The organism is Shewanella sp. 1311 (assembly GCF_059338235.1).
Window position 1 is genome coordinate 3,016,658 of sequence record NZ_CM181686.1, and the last position, 16,615, is coordinate 3,033,272.

The 16,615-nt window shown below is 49.5% G+C and carries 17 protein-coding genes; all 17 read right to left on the minus strand.

The window, feature by feature from the left end; genetic code table 11:
• Entirely contained in the window at positions 1 to 801 is an 801-nt protein-coding gene (locus AC5YB3_RS13585; RefSeq protein WP_494525506.1) for an outer membrane lipoprotein carrier protein LolA, read from the minus strand.
• Entirely contained in the window at positions 801 to 1,232 is a 432-nt protein-coding gene (locus AC5YB3_RS13590; protein ID WP_427723805.1) for an acyl-CoA thioesterase, read from the minus strand. The genes AC5YB3_RS13585 and AC5YB3_RS13590 overlap by 1 nt, the downstream gene beginning before the upstream one ends.
• A complete protein-coding gene (locus tag AC5YB3_RS13595) occupies positions 1,229 to 2,803 on the minus strand; it encodes an HAL/PAL/TAL family ammonia-lyase (protein ID WP_432320792.1) in 1,575 nt (524 codons plus the stop codon). Before AC5YB3_RS13595 ends, AC5YB3_RS13590 begins: the two co-directional genes overlap by 4 nt.
• On the minus strand, positions 2,800 to 4,671 hold the full coding sequence (locus tag AC5YB3_RS13600) for a glycosyltransferase family 2 protein (RefSeq protein WP_494525507.1): 1,872 nt from the start codon (positions 4,669 to 4,671) through the stop codon (positions 2,800 to 2,802). The genes AC5YB3_RS13595 and AC5YB3_RS13600 overlap by 4 nt, the downstream gene beginning before the upstream one ends.
• Positions 4,665 to 5,069, minus strand: a complete 405-nt coding sequence (locus tag AC5YB3_RS13605) for an ApeI family dehydratase (RefSeq protein WP_494525508.1) — start codon at positions 5,067 to 5,069, stop codon at positions 4,665 to 4,667. Before AC5YB3_RS13605 ends, AC5YB3_RS13600 begins: the two co-directional genes overlap by 7 nt.
• Positions 5,062 to 6,426 (minus strand): AMP-binding protein, encoded by a 1,365-nt coding sequence (locus AC5YB3_RS13610; protein ID WP_494525509.1) that lies wholly within the window; start codon positions 6,424 to 6,426, stop codon positions 5,062 to 5,064. The genes AC5YB3_RS13605 and AC5YB3_RS13610 overlap by 8 nt, the downstream gene beginning before the upstream one ends.
• Positions 6,423 to 6,971, minus strand: a complete 549-nt coding sequence (locus tag AC5YB3_RS13615; RefSeq protein WP_268650122.1) for a COG4648 family protein — start codon at positions 6,969 to 6,971, stop codon at positions 6,423 to 6,425. The genes AC5YB3_RS13610 and AC5YB3_RS13615 overlap by 4 nt, the downstream gene beginning before the upstream one ends.
• Positions 6,971 to 7,219, minus strand: a complete 249-nt coding sequence (locus AC5YB3_RS13620; RefSeq protein WP_494525510.1) for an acyl carrier protein — start codon at positions 7,217 to 7,219, stop codon at positions 6,971 to 6,973. The genes AC5YB3_RS13615 and AC5YB3_RS13620 overlap by 1 nt, the downstream gene beginning before the upstream one ends.
• A gap of 9 nt (positions 7,220 to 7,228) precedes the next feature.
• Complete coding sequence (locus tag AC5YB3_RS13625) at positions 7,229 to 7,483, minus strand: phosphopantetheine-binding protein (protein WP_006079824.1); 255 nt, start codon at positions 7,481 to 7,483, stop codon at positions 7,229 to 7,231.
• Positions 7,467 to 8,342, minus strand: coding sequence for a lysophospholipid acyltransferase family protein (locus tag AC5YB3_RS13630; protein ID WP_494525511.1), 876 nt, complete (start codon positions 8,340 to 8,342; stop codon positions 7,467 to 7,469). Before AC5YB3_RS13630 ends, AC5YB3_RS13625 begins: the two co-directional genes overlap by 17 nt.
• Complete coding sequence (locus AC5YB3_RS13635; protein ID WP_268650124.1) at positions 8,335 to 9,069, minus strand: beta-ketoacyl synthase chain length factor; 735 nt, start codon at positions 9,067 to 9,069, stop codon at positions 8,335 to 8,337. The genes AC5YB3_RS13630 and AC5YB3_RS13635 overlap by 8 nt, the downstream gene beginning before the upstream one ends.
• A 355-nt stretch (positions 9,070 to 9,424) precedes the next feature.
• Positions 9,425 to 10,321, minus strand: coding sequence for a DUF3014 domain-containing protein (locus AC5YB3_RS13640; protein ID WP_006079828.1), 897 nt, complete (start codon positions 10,319 to 10,321; stop codon positions 9,425 to 9,427).
• Positions 10,322 to 10,519: 198 nt separating this feature from the next.
• Positions 10,520 to 12,595: an ATP-dependent DNA helicase RecG gene (recG, locus tag AC5YB3_RS13645; protein WP_347097901.1), complete on the minus strand. Its 2,076-nt coding sequence runs from the start codon at positions 12,593 to 12,595 to the stop codon at positions 10,520 to 10,522.
• A gap of 184 nt (positions 12,596 to 12,779) precedes the next feature.
• On the minus strand, positions 12,780 to 13,376 hold the full coding sequence (locus AC5YB3_RS13650) for a response regulator transcription factor (protein ID WP_107949587.1): 597 nt from the start codon (positions 13,374 to 13,376) through the stop codon (positions 12,780 to 12,782).
• Entirely contained in the window at positions 13,376 to 14,455 is a 1,080-nt protein-coding gene (locus tag AC5YB3_RS13655; protein WP_494525512.1) for a sensor histidine kinase, read from the minus strand. The genes AC5YB3_RS13650 and AC5YB3_RS13655 overlap by 1 nt, the downstream gene beginning before the upstream one ends.
• A gap of 132 nt (positions 14,456 to 14,587) precedes the next feature.
• Positions 14,588 to 15,289, minus strand: a complete 702-nt coding sequence (locus AC5YB3_RS13660; RefSeq protein WP_494525513.1) for a tetratricopeptide repeat protein — start codon at positions 15,287 to 15,289, stop codon at positions 14,588 to 14,590.
• 214 nt (positions 15,290 to 15,503) lie between these two features.
• A complete protein-coding gene (locus AC5YB3_RS13665) occupies positions 15,504 to 16,448 on the minus strand; it encodes a calcium/sodium antiporter (RefSeq protein ID WP_494525514.1) in 945 nt (314 codons plus the stop codon).
• Positions 16,449 to 16,615: the final 167 nt, after the last annotated feature.

The window sequence follows — 16,615 nt, forward strand, 5'->3', positions numbered from 1 at the left end:
CTAAGGTTTGCTCGCCTCGAGCGCCAACGCATACTGCGCTAATTCGGCTTCGCTGAGTGTGCCTTGTGAAAGCGCACTAAAGTCGATGCGGGTCATATCCTGTGGTGTCACATTCGGCGCGGCGCTCAGCAGCACTAAGGATTGCAACACATCGCTACCCTCTAACACCATATTGGCGATGGCTTTTTTCATTAAGGGATCTTTGGGCGTTAGGCCTAATTGCCATTGGCCGTCTGGGCTTAACTTTTCTGTGTTTAACTTGTCTGTAATGAGAAAGTGCAGCTCGAAGTTTTCGCTTAAACCGGAAATATCCCCGCCGAGCATAGCGCGCACTAGGCTGGGTAATAAATCGCCCATAGCGGCGGCGCTTGCCGAGGTGTCGGCCTTGCTGATCTGCACTCGACCTTGGCTATCACGCTGGATCAGTTGTTTATCTTTTAAAATCAGCAGGGATTTAAAGGGCTTTATCTGTTGCCAGATCAGCCCTTGCTCTTTGTCGAAGATAAACTGACCTTGGCTGATTAACGGCTTTTTGAGCACCTTTAACTGCCGAGATTGCACAAAGTGACCTCGCACCGTTTCGCCCAAGTTAAGTTTTTGGCTTAAGGCCACAAGCTGCGCGGTATCTGCACTTTGGCTAAAGAGTGCTTGATAATCGCCGGGCGCGGCATGCTTGTCACTTAAGGTTTCAGCCTTGAGTGGCAGGCTTATCAAAGCAAAAGCTAAGTAGAGAAATAATGCACACTTCGCCAGCACAGGATTCTTCGTCAGCGCAGAGCTCTTGGCGAGTACTGAGTTCATTAGTCTTCAACCTTAGCGAGCAGAGTGGCGATTTTGTCACGGAACACATCTGGGGTAACAAAGCACAATTCTTGGGTGCTCATATCGACCGCCGCCTGAATGGTATAACCCTTAGTGATGCGCGCACCGGTTTCGACATCGCGAATTTGATAATTGATCTTTAAGCGGTTTTCCCACTCGACTAACTCGGCGCGCACTGTGATTTTTTGCTCGAAGATGCTGGCTTTGACGTACTTAATCTGCAAATCGATAATCGGCCACGCATAGTTAGATGCTTGCATTTGGCGGTAGTTGTAGCCCAACTCATCGAGCAGTTTACAGCGGGCTATTTCGAAATAACGCAGGTAATTGCCATGCCAAGTAATCCCCATAGAATCCACATCGTGGAAGGGGATTTGCATTTCCATATCGATAGTGAGCAATGATTTCATCGGCACACTTCCCATTCGCCCGCTTGGATTTTAGCTATGGTTTGGCGCAGCACAGTTTCGAGCGGCCTATCTTCAATTAAGGTTTCAAAATCGGCGCGCACTTGAGCGAGGGTTTTCGCCAATGAGGGTGTGAGCGAGGCTTCGCTCAGTTCATTTTGGGCGATACGCAGACCAATACCTTGGGTCATGGCTAGTAATGCAGCCGCTGCGACTTGTTCGGTCAATTGCAGCACGCGCATACAGTCGCGGGCGGCGATAGTGCCCATGCTCACCTTGTCTTGGTTGTGGCATTCGGTCGAGCGTGAAAACACGCTGGCCGGCATAGTGTGCTTGAGCGCTTCTGCCGTCCAAGCCGACACGCCAATTTGTACCGCTTTAAAACCATGATTAATCGCGCGGCGTGGACCGGTTGAGCCAGATAAGTTGGCAGGTAAGCCATTGTTAAACTTAGGGTCCATTACTAGCGCCATTTGGCGGTCGATAAGATCGGCTAAGTTGGCCACAGTATTTTTCAGTGAATCCATCGCAAAGGCGATATGGCCGCCGTAGAAATGGCCACCGTGGAGAATATGCTCGCCTTCGCCGTCGACAATTGGGTTGTCGTTGGCGCTGTTGACTTCGGTTTCGATAAACTGACGCATAAACGGCAGGGCATCCTGCAACACGCCGATAATGTGCGGTGCGCAGCGGATGGAATATCTGTCCTGCAGACGATCAGAATTACGTGGATGTTCGTGGTGATTCAAATCTTCCCGTATCCAAGTGGCGATTTGGTTTTGCCCTGGATGCGGTTTGGCGGCAAATAAGATTTCATCAAAATGGTTCGAGTTGCCTTTTAGCGTTAACGAAGCCATGGCGGTAATGCGGCTACTTAAGCGGGCAAGATATTGCGCGCGATCAAAGGCTAAGCAGGCTAAAGCTGTCATCACGGCGGTGCCGTTCATCAGGGCTAAGCCTTCTTTTGGGCGCAGTACGTGCGGAGTGATGTTGAGCTTAGCGTACACAGCTTGAGTCGCTTGGCGCTCACCTTGGTAAATCACTTCGCGCTCACCGACTAACACGGCGGCTAAATACGACAAAGGCGTTAAATCCCCGCTGGCGCCGACCGAACCTTCCTCTGGGATGACTGGCACTATGTTGAGATTCAGCAAGGTTTCGATGCGCTTTAATAGCTCATAGGTCACGCCAGATTTGCCAATGGCTAAGGAGTTTAAACGGCAAGCCATCACAGCGCGGGCCTGCATTATGCTTAAGGTCTCGCCTAGACCGCAGCCGTGGAAGCGGGTTAAATGCAGTGGTAATTCGTGGACCAGAGCTAAGCTCACATTGACTGTGCAAGAGTCGCCATAACCTGTGGTTACACCATAGACCACGCCTTCTTCGTGCAGCAGGCTATCGATAAAACGCGCACCTTTTTGGATATATTCTTGATAATCCGCATCGTCACAGAGCTTTACTGGCGCGCCCTTGGCGACGGCAACCACTTGTTCTAAGGTAAGAAATTGACGGCCGAACTCAACAGTCTGTAGGTCTGATTGACTCTCGGAGTCGGCTGCTTTGGTGTGGCTCATAAATGCTGTGTCCTGTCTGTCTTATGATCCTGCTCTGGGATCGGCGATGATGCTGAAGTTGTCGGTAACGGATTAGGCTGTACTAAATGCGATGGGGTGCGTTGTAGCTCGTTGTCTTTGCGCCAAAAATCGAAGAAGTTAAACCATTGCAAAGGCTCGCGTCTGGCGAAGTATTCTAAACGTTCGCTGTAGCGGTTCACGGCCTGCTGTAATCTGTCCATTCTGCCCGCTCTTGGGCCTTTCAGTGTTTCGGCGAAGCGTTCTAAATGCACCCGATAACGCCCTTGTTCCCGCAGGCAAAACATTAAAAACACGGGGCAATCGAGTAAGCCCGCCAAAATAAACGGCCCTTGTGGAAACGCGGCATCTTGGCCCATAAACGGCGCATACATGACGCGGCCTTGGGTATTCGATGAGGTTCTATCCCCCGCAATCACCACCAGTTCACCGTCCTCAATTTTTTGCTGTAACAGCATAGACGTTGCAGGATTCAGCTCGGTCACTTGAATAAGATTGAGCGTGCTATCTGGGTTTAACTGTTTGAGTACCTTATTGAAGTTTTCCGCATGGCTAGTTAGCACCATGACGTTCACTTTGACTTTGCGCTGGTGGATTGAAATGGCGCGGCAAAGTTCTAAATTACCCAGGTGCGACACTAATAACACGGCGCCTTTGCCGCTTTCGAGCTGGTCGGCCAGCACTTGGCGGTCGGGAAAATCCACTTGGCTCAATTGGATACGATCGCACCAGGCATCGATTCTATCGAGTGCGGCATTGCCAAAGGCTAAAAAGTGATTCAGGCTATCGCGCCAGCCTACAGGCTGATTGAGCTTAGGGTGTTGCGGCTCAAGTTTTTGCACGCGGCGCAGAAAATCTAACGAGGCTTCACGGGTGACTTTGCCTGTGAGGAAGAAATAGCAAATCACCGGATACATAATGGCGCGGCATAACCAATGGCCGCCAAAGCGATAGCTTTCGGCTAACAGTTTGATGCCCCAGTAACTGCCACGCTCCTTCATGCCAGACCAATGGGTAGCTGAAGTTGATGATGTTGCTGACGAGCAATCGGAAGTTTGCACGGCTTGTTGCTGCGATTTACGCTGTGATTTACGCTTCAATAGCCAAGGCAGGCGTTTGAGCATGCCGAAAAATAACTTAGTGTGCAGCTTAGTGATGCGCACATTATCGGCCACAGCTTGAAAGTGACTGACGCCGCCTTCGGGATAAATCACCTTAGTCGGCTGGAATAGAATCTCCACCCCTTGCCAGTAAAGTTTAACCAGGATTTCGATATCAAAATCCATTCGTTCCGTTAAGGCTTGCTGGCACAGTAATCGCTCGGTGGCGGCCAGCGGATAAACGCGAAAGCCACACATAGAATCTTGAATATCAAAGCTTAAGGTTTCGACCCATACCCAAAAATGGGTTAAGTAGCGGCCATAAAGCCTGCCCTTAGGTACAGATTCATCGTACTCAGGCTTACCCGAAATCAGCGCATCGGGTTTAGCTTGTGCCCTTGCTAACATAGCCGGGATATCGGCGAGATTATGTTGACCATCGGCATCGACCTGCAGCGCATGACTAAAGCCATCGCGGTAGGCACGGCGCAGCCCTGTCATCACAGCGGCGCCCTTACCACGATTGTACGGATGCAGCAGCAAAGTCACCCAAGGATAGGTTTGGGCTAAGGATTGCAGTAGATAACGGGTTTCATCATTGCTGCCATCATCAATCAAATAACAGGGCAGATTAAACTGGGCGAGTTCGGCCAAGGTCTGGGCAATCGCGGCGCTGTGATTGTAATTGGGGATCACTAAGGCGAGTTTGATGGGCACCGACTCGACGAGGTCGCTGGGAGGCGTTAGCACTGACTTGCCTCATCGCCATTGTTGGTAGCAGATTTGCTGTTAACGGGCGTGCTATCAAAGGCGATACGGCCTGAAGCATAACGGTTTTCACCATCGCAATAGGCGAAGGTGAGTTTTGCCTTAGCGGCATTATTGCTAATGCTTAAGGTGACTTCTTGGCCCGGCAGTATGAGTTGCTGAAACTTAAGCACTTCTAAGTTAGCGACCGCCTCTGAATAACCGAAATGTTTGCAGCCTAAACGCACCGCCCAATCTAATTGAGTCACGCCCGGCAACACGGCTTGTTCGGGGAAATGGCCGTTAAAATACTCAAGGTCGGCCGCCACTAACAGACGTAATTCAATGTTATCAATGCCGATATCGGAATGCAGGATCGGCGGTAAACTCGATTTAATCATGATCAAATAACTCGATTAACTGGGCAGTGACACGCTTACCCTGAGTGTTAAGCGGTAAAATATCGGGATAACGCCAGCGGCGTGGCAGCGTGACGCGCTCAAATTGGGTCAGTAAATGTGCTTTTAGGGCATTGTTAATACTGAGTTTGCCCTGTTCTTGCAGCACGTTTTTACCGAGTTCAGACAGGGTCACCACTGCGCCAAGTTGGGATTTAAACTGTGGTAGCACTACCAGAGCGGCTTGCTCAACGTAGGCGTGGCTGCACATGAGGGTTTCCATTTGCGCTAGTGACAGGCGCTTCTCTTCAATCTTAACGATGCGATCGAGTCGGCCCTTGAGTCTAAACTGGCCATTTTCGGTTGGTTCGATTTTATCTTCGCAGCGTAGCCATTCATCGTCGGCCAAATAGGGCGATTTCAGCAGCAGGGCGCCGTCGGTCGGATCTTGATCTATTGAGATGCGGTCAAACACTTGCCAAGGTTCATCGGCCTCATGCTGACGGCGATAGGCGATGCCACCGGTTTCTGTACTACCAAAAATTTCGATGGGTAAGTGACCATAGCACTGGTTGACGCCCTTGGCTGCGGCAAAACTTAATGGCCCGCCAGAGCTAAACACTAAGCTCGGTGAGCGCAGTTGCCGCTCGTGCTCTAGCGCTTTAGGCAGGCGCGATAATTGGGCTGGGCTACTGATTAAACATAGGTTTGGCAGCAAGGCAGTGTAATAACTTAGGGTTTCTGGGTATTCAATCTGTTCGCTTAAAAACGGTCGACTGGCGGCGAGCGGCCACAAAATCTTGAATAACAGACCGTAAATATGCTGGTGGGAAACCGTGGATACTACGCTGCAATGGGGCAAATGCTCGGCAAAGGTATGTTCGAGCACAGACACTTCGACATCTAACTGTTCAAGTGTTTTACGGATCGCCTTAGGTTCGCCGCTGCTTCCTGAGGTAAAGAGCACTAACTCACCGATAGCCTCGCTTGCAGGCCAAGGTTTGTTGGGTAGGCTCAGTTCCTTTTTCAGCAGCACAAAAGCTTGGCATTCGCACAAAGGCTTGTCTGACAATATGCCATCAAACTGGTGCGTTAACTCGCTCAAGGTGCCGGTTTGGGTGTTGGGAGGCAGGATAATTTCTTTGCCCGCTAACAGCGCGGCACATAATCCGACGGCAAACAGATCGCTGGTATCACTCGCGAGCAGCCATTTTTTCTCGGGCGCGGCGAGCAGTTGCTCGTAAAAATACGCCACCTGATTGGTAAATAATGCACCTGTGACTATGTCGTGGTGATTAAAGCTGATCAGTTGTTGGGCAAAGGGCCCTTGGGTTAACCAGTTTTTGAGTAGCTGTGTCATGTTTTCTTCAACCAAAAGCTGCGATATAACCATTCCCCACCGAGGAGCAGTCCCATGAGTACGTATGCAATCAAACCGTTATACAAGGTCCAGGTTGCTAAGCTAGTAAAGCCAGCGGTATAAGCCGCCATCGAGCCATTTAAGATAAATAAGCCGCACCAAAGTAGGGTGACTTTTTTAAGATACGGAATGGCTTCATCCGGTAAATCGGGTTCTTTCAAGCGGGCTAAACGCTCTATCATGCATGGGCCAGTGTGCAGTGAATAACTAAACAGAGCCAGCATAGTCAGATTTATTACCACTGGGTAATACAAAAGCCAGTCGCTGCGCTTGGCAAGATAACTGCCTGCCGTAAGCGCAATCCCCACCAACAGGGGCAATACTAACGTCTTAACCTTTTGCTTTTGTAGCATTAACCGCACAATCAGTAATCCACACAGCACGAGCGCTATGGTGCCAGCAGGCAAATAATTCAGCCCGAAATACACGGCAACCGGATAGGCCAGCAATGTGAGGGCGGTTAAGACTTGTAGCAAGGCGCGCATTAGTCTTTAACTAAACCTTCGATGGCATTAACCACATCGTTGACTGTGCGAACTGATTTAAATTCATCGGGTTGGATCTTTTTACCCGTCAGTTGCTGCAGCTTGATCACTAAGTCGACGGCATCAATACTGTCGAGATCGAGCTCTTCATACAGGTTGGCATCAGGCGTAATCGCCTCGGCCTCAATTTCGAATTCATCCACTAAAATAGTGGTCAGCATAGCGAGGATTTGTTCACGATTTTGCATATTCCTCTCCTATGGACGCTGTGATTCGATAAAGCTAGCTAAGCTGGCAACACTATGAAAATGGGCCTTAGTGGCATCCGAATTAGCTTCGATTTTGACATCAAATTTTTTCTTGATGGCTAAGCCGAGTTCGAGGGCGTCGATTGAATCTAAGCCTAGACCTTCGCCAAAGAGCGGCGCATCGGTTTCAATATCATCAATACTGACGTCTTCAAGATCGAGACAGTCGATGATTAACTGCTTTATTTCATTGTTTAAGTTCATAATTATTTTCGAGTTGTTGTTTATAGTAGTGTTCAAGATCCCGCGTCAGCTGCCGGGCCATTTTTGCATGCTCACCTAAAGCCGCTTGGTACTTTTGGTAAGAAACTGTTACGCCGATTTCAACGGCCATCCCCATGGTTTGCCTTGGGATCTCATACCAAGGTTGCTCCTTTGTCAAACCACGGACATTGGTACGCAGCACCACAGGTAAAATATCTGCTTCGGCCCTTAAGGCAATGTTGGCTGCGCCGCGGGCAAAGTCGTTAATGGTCGCGCCGACAACCGTGCGTGTGCCCTCGGGGAAGATAATTAAATTGGTGCCTCTCGCGAGCACTTCGCGGCAATCCTCTAGCATAAGTTCGGCGCCGCGATTGGGAATATAACCCGCGCAGGACACGACACCACGCAAAAACGGATTACGCCATAAACCTTGTTTGACTATGCAGCCCGCATTGGGCATGAGGCTTATCAACACGACCACATCCACTAAACTGGGATGATTGGCGATAACGATAACGCCTCTGGCATCATGCAGTTGTTGTGCTCTGTGGGTGCTGACGTGGATCACGCCCGCCCAAGTGAGCATGGCGACAAAACCTTTGAACATCAAATGTACGGCCTTTTGGACTCGAATAATCCGCGCCTCGGGTGTACCAGGCCAGAAACGTAGCAAAGGCAAAATGGTCAAGGAGCTTAATAAGCCGCCTAAGCCAAAGGCGATATAGCAACTCACGCCGCCTAGCCAACGTGGCACATAATTCAGCCCAGTGCGGCGAGTCTCCGGCAAGGTATAAGCGGCATTGTGCATTGAATCTTCATAACCCTTGGCGGCGTCATGGCTGTGGGCAGTATTAAACATGCTCTAGCTTCCAATGCCATTGGGATAAGCAGCCTGAAATATTTTGCGCTGTCGCGAGTGCGTGGAGCAAGGCGCCATAGGTCAAAGGATTTAATGCTGTCGACTCTGAGATGCGGCTCACTGTGAGCTTGACCGAAGCGGGCGCATCGAAGGGCGCGAGCTGTAGACCTAGGGCCAAAGGTAATTCAAATTCTTGGGTAAACTCATCGTACACAGGTGGCACAGGATCATCACCGAAGACTAACAGCAAGGGTTCTGGTGACTGGTGTAACTGGGCGAAGGCTTCAACCATAGCTTGTGACAGGGTTTCGGTACCTGCCGCAACTGAGGTCGACGGCGCGGTATTGGCCGCCACTATGCCAAAAATGCCGCTGGCGGTGTTGTGCACCGACTGACTAAACCCTAAGGGCGATAATGGCTGTTTGGCGATAATGTCTTCGAGCAGTCCTATGGTGCGCTGCAACTCTCCGTGGCGCGAGGCAAAAATAGAGCGACAATTTGCAGGCATTTCGCACTGAAAACTCACCTCTAACATCATCTTAGTCAAGCGACTAAAACGGCGGCGTTGCATGGCTGGAACGTGTTTGAGTGCGGGAGCGGTCGTATCAGACTGTGGTGTGTCGAGATTTAATTCAGCCGAGTTTTTGCACCAAGTTTGCCAACTTTGCGGGTGCTGATATTGGGGGGCCCAAGCGCCCCAAGAGAGAATGCTGAATGTTAGTTGCACTACTTTGCCTCGACACTAAATTTAAGCTGTCTTAGTTATCCCTAACTAAGTTAGAACATTGATGGATTGTCATACCATAGTGAGGTGTAAACGCGTTTGATGAATGACGATGACGCTAGGAATGCCCTCTACAGCGGAGCCATTCTACACTATGCCCCGCGTTTTTATGAAGCCATTTGCATTGTGTGGGTTAACGCAATGGGATCAAGTGCTGTGATTTTCAGCAGAACGATCGAATTTATGTAACAAATATCGCAATAGCAGTCTCATTCGATAGGCTTTTTTATCCAAGCGATTTGCGCTCAAAATGAAAAAAGGCGCACTGAGCGCCTTTTGTCTTCACCACGGCAAGGTTTTACTGTGCCAGTTGGTTCTCGAGTTTGCGTAGGGCTACTTTTAGCTTGCGGGTATTTTCTGGACCCATACGGATCAGCAGTTTTTGCGCGCTAGGTAGTGCCTCTAAGTTAGGGTCAACAAATTGATAGTTAACGCTAATAGAGCTCAGCTCAATCGGATCTTCAATGATAGGTGCCGCGAGCAGTATTTTAATCGCTTGCAGCATTCTGTCGTTGAATTTAGCGTTGCTGTAGCCGAGTTCGGTAAAGGCTTCCTCTAGCATAGGCGTCATTTGCTTATAGGTGACCATTAACGTCTGTTCGTCCATTTTGGCAATCGAGTCAACATAGGCATCGTATCTGTGGAAACCCTCAGGATTTAAATACACTTTGTTGGTGATTTCAGAAACCGAGAAATGCTTCTCTGGGCCTTTGAGTGGACTCACTTTACGGGTCAATTCGCCCTGAGCTAAGTTATCAACAAACACCACAAATTGGCGTGCGAGATCTTGCTGCACTAATGCAGAACCCAGCACATTGTTATCGATAATGGCGAGGGCTTTTTGTTGTACGAATGCATCACTTTCAGCCAGTGCCGGTACAGGTTCAGCAACCACTTCAGGCTCAGTTACCGCAGGGGCTTCTGTGCTGTTGGTGTTTGTTTCTGTAACAGCAGGCGTCGTTTCAGTGGTTTCTGGCTCTGGCGCACTTTCGAGCGTCATTGGCTCAGATGGCGGTGTTTCAGGCAATACAATTGGCGCGTTAGGGATGAGTTTAGGTGAATCTGAGTCACCGCTGTAGTAATAATATCCTCCGGCAGAAAGTAGCACGACGAGCACTATCGCAAAAAGCGCAAAGCGATTACTGCTAGAAGAAGTCTCTTGAGGTGTTATTCTATCATCTTGATTAACTTGCATTTTACATCCTTCGCTTGAGTGTCAAGGTAACTTGGTGAATACATGCAGCTAACATTAAAGTGCAAGAGCGGACTATTGGAATACCGCTGGTTCATTTTGCAAGTTTCCATGCGCTTGTCTATAGCGCTTAGCTGAACATAAACAATTTATTTTGAGTATCGAGGCAGATGTTACTCCTCGGCCTTTCCCCTTTACTGCCTAAGCCTGCACATAGTGCTGCTTGTGCCCGAGCCAACGTAAGATTATCGCATCGACTTTTTCGGGGGCCTGCGCCATCACATGATTTGCCAGTTTTTGAATGTGCGGGATCAAAGCTTGATCGCGCACCAGATCGGCAATTTTCAGCTCGGCCAGTCCCGTTTGCTTAGTGCCAAGCACTTCACCTGGGCCACGAATTTCTAAATCTTTCTGCGCTATGATGAAACCGTCATTACTCTGCCTGAGTACACTCAGTCTTTGGGTGGCGGTATGGCTCAATGGCGCCTTGTAGAGTAACACACAATGGCTTGCGATGGCGCCTCGACCGACTCGTCCGCGCAGTTGGTGTAGTTGTGCTAGACCTAAACGTTCAGGGTTTTCAATGATCATCAGGCTGGAATTAGGCACGTCGACGCCGACTTCAATCACGGTTGTCGCCACCAGTAAATGAATTATGCCCGCCTTAAAATCGGCCATAATTTGCTGTTTTTCGGCACTCTTCAACCTGCCATGCACGAGGCCGATATTGAGCTCGGGCAGGGCGAGGCGCAGTTCTTCGGCCGTGTCTTCGGCGGCTTGGCATTCGAGTACTTCGGATTCTTCAATCAGAGTGCACACCCAGTAGGCCTGACGTTTATCTGTGATGACGGCGTTACGTACCCGTTCGAGCACTTCGTTGCGGCGTGAATCGGCAATCGCCACTGTGGTCACAGGTGTCCGTCCCGGCGGCAGTTCATCGATAATAGAAGTGTCGAGATCTGCATAGGCCGTCATCGCTAGCGTGCGCGGGATCGGCGTTGCCGTCATGATCAATTGATGCGGGTGGAACCCTTGGCTCACGCCCTTTTCCCGTAGGCCTAAGCGTTGGTGTACGCCGAATCTGTGCTGCTCATCTATGATAATTAACGCAAGTTTGTTAAAGACCACATGCTGCTGGAAGATAGCATGGGTACCAATCACCATCTGGGCGGCGCCGGATTCTATGTCCGCAAGGGATTGAGCTCTGACCTTGCCTTTGAGTTTACCCGCTAGCCAACCGACCTTAAGTCCGAGTGGCTCAAACCAAGCGGCAAAGTTAGTTGCATGTTGCTCGGCCAATAGCTCTGTTGGCGCCATCATGGCAACTTGATAACCGTTTTCAATCGCTTGCAGCGCAGCCATCGCCGCGACTAAGGTTTTACCTGAACCTACATCCCCTTGCACTAAGCGCATCATAGGGTGCGGCTTTTCTAAATCTTTGCCTATATCGGCCACCACTCTTTGCTGGGCGCCTGTGGGCTTAAAAGGCAAAGCGGCGAGGAATGGATTGAGCAACTGCCCCGTGGCCTGCATGGTAACCGCAGCGTCTAAATTACTGCGCTGCCTTAGGCGTAACATGCTGAGATTATGGGCGAGTAATTCTTCCTGCACGAGTCGCTGCTGGGCTGGGTGTTGGCCTAACTCTAAATCGAACTGTGAGATCCCCGCAGGAGGTCGATGCAGCGTTTGCAACGCTTGTTTAAGGCTGATGTTGTTTGGTTGTAATTGCGCTGGCAGCAGCTCAGTTAAGCCGCCATCTTCCAGCAATACCAAAGCTTGCTCGGTCAGCTTGAGCCAACTCGCCTGTTTTAAGCCCTCAGTTGTGGGATAAATCGGCGTTAGGGTATCGCTCAGGTGAACATCTTCACCGGGATACACGACTTTATATTCTGGATGCACTATCTCGGCTTGATGGCCGCCACGGCGCACTTCACCGTAGGCGCGGATCATCAAACCATTTTGCATGGCATTACGCTGGGCGACGGAAAAGTTAAAAAAGCGCAGGCTCAAGCTCCCCGTATCGTCACGCACATTGCAGACCAGCATACGTTTGCGGCCTTGAATGATTTGCGTCGATTGGATTTCAGCTTCTATGGTGCCATAACTGCCGGGCATAAGGGCGGCAATCGGATAGATTTGGGTTCTGTCTTCGTAGCGCAGGGGTAAGTGAAACAGCAGATCTTGTACTGTTGTGATGCCGAGCTTTGCGAGTTTCTCCGCGACCTTTTTGGCGACGCCTTTGAGGTCGGTGATCGGAACAAGATCCAATTGCTGCAAGTCGTTAGCACTCAATCACTGTGAATTTATACATATATTAACAGAGAATAAGCGTAAGGCAATCTCAAGCAGAATGAGGGACTTATTTGCTAGCATAACTAACGTCAGTTTGCGGCCCTTAGGTTTCGGCTAAGGCCGCAAAAATTGTCGATATGAACGAAAGAGTAGTTAACCGTGAGCGTGATTACAGCCAGCCCTTTTGTTTGGCGATGCGTGCTGCATCGATTCGGTTGCTAGCATTGAGTTTAGCTATGGCTTCGGAGAGGTAGTTACGCACTGTGCCTTCGGCGATAAAAAGGGTTTCGGCGATGTCGGCGGTGGATTTGCCTTCACTGGCGAGGCGTAGGGCGCGGCGCTCTTTATCGTTGAGTGGGTCGGCGTCACCAATTGCCATCATGGCCAGTTCAGGATCGATGACCCGTTTACCCGCCATAACTTGTTGAATCGCGTTGACTAAGGTTTCCGAGGGCGCATCTTTTAGTAGAAAACCGCCGACTCCAGCTTCGATAGCGCGTTTGATATAACCCGCGCGGCCGAAGGTGGTGATGATCACGACCTTAGTTTGACTATGTTGATCCTTTAACCAAGTTGCCAGTTCTAGGCCTGTGCGGCCGGGCATTTCGATGTCGGTTAGCAAGAGATCAAAGCTTTGCTGTTTGAGTAGGCCTAGGGCCTCGTCGCCGTCACTCGCTTGGGTGATATTAAAGCCTCCCGCAAGCGTGAGGAGTGCCGCGAGTGCGCCTCGCACCATGGCTTGGTCTTCCGCCAATAAAATCTTCATTAATCTGTTGCTCCCTGCAAAGGTAAACTGACGGTAAATGCATATCCCTGTTCGAGATTATAGCTCAAGCTGCCGCCTAAGCTGTCAAGACGTTCGCGTATCCCCGTGAGGCCATTGCCTTCAGCGATAGGTTTACTTGTGCCATTATCTTTGACCTCAACGACTAGCCTATCTGCTTGCTGAATAAAGTCGATAATACATTGGCTTGCGCCGCTATGGCGTAAAATATTATTCACTAGTTCAGTGACAATTAATCCCAGCTGGCTCTCCATTCTGGCGGGCAGTTTAGGGATATTGCCTGTTAGCTCGACACTTACTCCTTTTTCCCTCAATAGTTTACACAGTTGTGTCACGCTATCCGCGAGCCCCTTATGTTTGTAGTCAGATACGGTGTGGCGAATTTGGCTGAGGCTCTCGCGGGCAATTTGGCCGAGTTCATTAAGCTGGATTGTGGCCAGTTGGTATTCTTGTTTTTCCAGCAGTTTTTCGGCCAGTTCCGCCTTAAGCGCAATCGAAGACAAGCTGTGGCCCATGATGTCGTGTAGATCGCGGGCAATGCGTTCTCGCTCAACCATAGCCGCTAAGGTACTAATTTCTTGCGTGCTTTGCTGTTCTTTCAATTTATGTTGATGACGCCTGCGTTCGGCTACGCCAAACATGCCTACACCAAGCACTAATCCTGAGCCGTAAAGCGGAAAGTAGTAACTGTTAAAGTCGTAAATCTCATTGAGGGCAAACAACAGGCCGATTAAGGCGGCAATAGCCAACAGACAGGTTCTGATATGATAAAAAAAGCCAATGAAAAAAGCGGCAAAGGTGAATAGCGAGATAGATCCCGGGTTGATTGGGGTGATTGCTGTGGCGATGGCCACCATCATCAGAATGGGGCGATAGGCGCTATTCTGATTGCACTTATAGGCCCAAAAATAACTGGCAATAAAAGGAATCAGCACGGTAAAGCTAAGGGCGATTTTCCATGCTGGATACGCATTGATGGCAAGCGGAATAAGATAAAACACTAAGTTTATCAAATACACCCAAGCGAGTTTTCGTTCGAGCTGAAGATGCGTGCTTATCATAATGCCTCTGTGAAACTGTGTTGATTGTTAATCGTTAATCATTGAATGCCCGAAGGTGACATCTGTGTTGATTTATTCTGTTTAGGGATTGGCGCTGGGGTCAGCGCCATCAGTCCCTGTTAACAACTTGGTCTAGTTTGCACTTAATTGCTGATTTTGTTGAAGCAAAAATTTTGCCCAACCGTAATCTGCTTGCACTTTCATCGCCTGTTGCCAATCTTCACTCGCGCCTTGGCTATCGCCTAATTCCTGTTTAGCGAGCCCGCGCCACGTGTAAGCTTCGGCTTCACCCCAACAAATGCCGTCGCAAGGTTGGGCGAATCTTTCTATGGCCGTGGTGGCGAGCGTCTTAGCATTTTGCATGCTGCCGCCAAACATAGCTGGTGTGTTATAGGCGGCGATCGCTTTAACCAAGGCGACCCGTGGATTTTGGGGTTCTAACTGCTCGGCGTTGGCAATGGCTTTGGCTGATTTCATCCCGAGAGTTGCGCCTTTGCTATTGTCTAAGGCGATTTGCATGCCATAAACCGACGATAACAGCGCGAGGGATTCCGCGTCAGCTTGGCTGGTTTCTAAGGCTTCTAATGCAGTTTGCGCATTAGTCAGTGCACTGCTGGCGAGGGCTTTTTGTCCCATGACATTGGCGCTAATGGCTAAGCGATAGTTCGCATAGGCTTGATCGTAATCTTGGGTGCTGGCACTCAGTTGTTGCAACTGCGCTAGGTTCATCGAGTTTGAGGACGCATCTATGCTGGTGATATTGGCATTAGAGGGCGACGCTGCAAACGCGTGGCTGATAAGCGCTAAGCTTGAGACGAGTAATAATGTTTTCATGGTATTTCCTTATTGAGTAAATTTCCCCGTGTTTGGGTACGGACTCATTATCAGAAATTCGACTGGAGAAATGCAGACACAAAGGTCATGGCTTTAGCATGACAAATGTCATCAGTTTAAGGGTGTTAAATTTGTCTTTTTTTAAAAGTGCGAAACCCAGATAGCAAAACACCGGAGAGGCTCCGGTGTTTCAAGTGGATATTACCGCTGGGTGTTATACCAAAGCTTGAGCGCTCGCTTGGTTAATCAGGTAAACCATATAACCTAAATAGGTCAGTAGCAGCACAGAACCTTCGCGGCGGCCGATGCGTAATCCAGTCCATGCAAAAGGCAGAATCACTATGGCTAAAGCTAACATCACCATAAAGTCGAAGGGTTGGAAACCGAGTGACGACACTGGATGCACTATGGCGGTAACACCTAAAATGCCCAAAATATTGAACAGGTTAGAACCCACAACGTTACCGATAGCGATATCGCTTTGACCTTTTAGTGCCGCAATTACTGAGGTCACTAACTCTGGCATACTGGTGCCAATCGCCACGATCGTTAAGCCGATAATGACTTCACTCACGCCGAAGGTTTTTGCTAAATCGACTGCGCCGTTCACAAATAGAATACCGCCGCCAACTAACATGCTAATGCCGACTAGGATGAACAGGCCAGAAAGCAGTGGGTTATTGGGACCCGCTTCAATTTCTTCCTCATTATTGCTGTTTTTCGAGCTGATATAGCTAAAGGTTAAATATCCAACCAGCAGTGAAAGCAGTACCACACCGTCAATCAGGCTGAGTTCGCCGTCTAACAAGAGTCCCCAGAACAGCATAGACGCCAAGATCATCAAAGGGATATCGCGCTTCACCACTTGGGATTGCACTTGGATAGGGCGGATTAAAGCCGTGATCGCTAAGATCAAACCTATGTTGGCAATGTTGGAGCCGATAACGTTACCTAAGGCGATACCACTGTTTCCGGCGAGGGCAGATTTGACACTCACAGCCAGTTCTGGTGCGCTAGTACCAAAGGCAACAATAGTTAAGCCTATGATAAGTGGCGTAATACCTAAGCGTAGGGCGATAGCACTCGCGCCACGCACTAGGGCTTCGGCGCCTAAGGTTAAAATAATAAAACCGCCAATAATCGAGAGTGTAATGAGCATCACGGGACTTTGTTAAACCTATATTGAATGGGAAAGTACAAGGGAATCATCCCTTAGCCGACTGGCGCACATGATACGTGGTTTTATCGAAATTTGACAGAATATGTCATAAAAAAGCACGCCGAGGCGTGCTTGATTTGTGCCGATAACCATATTGGCCATCTCTC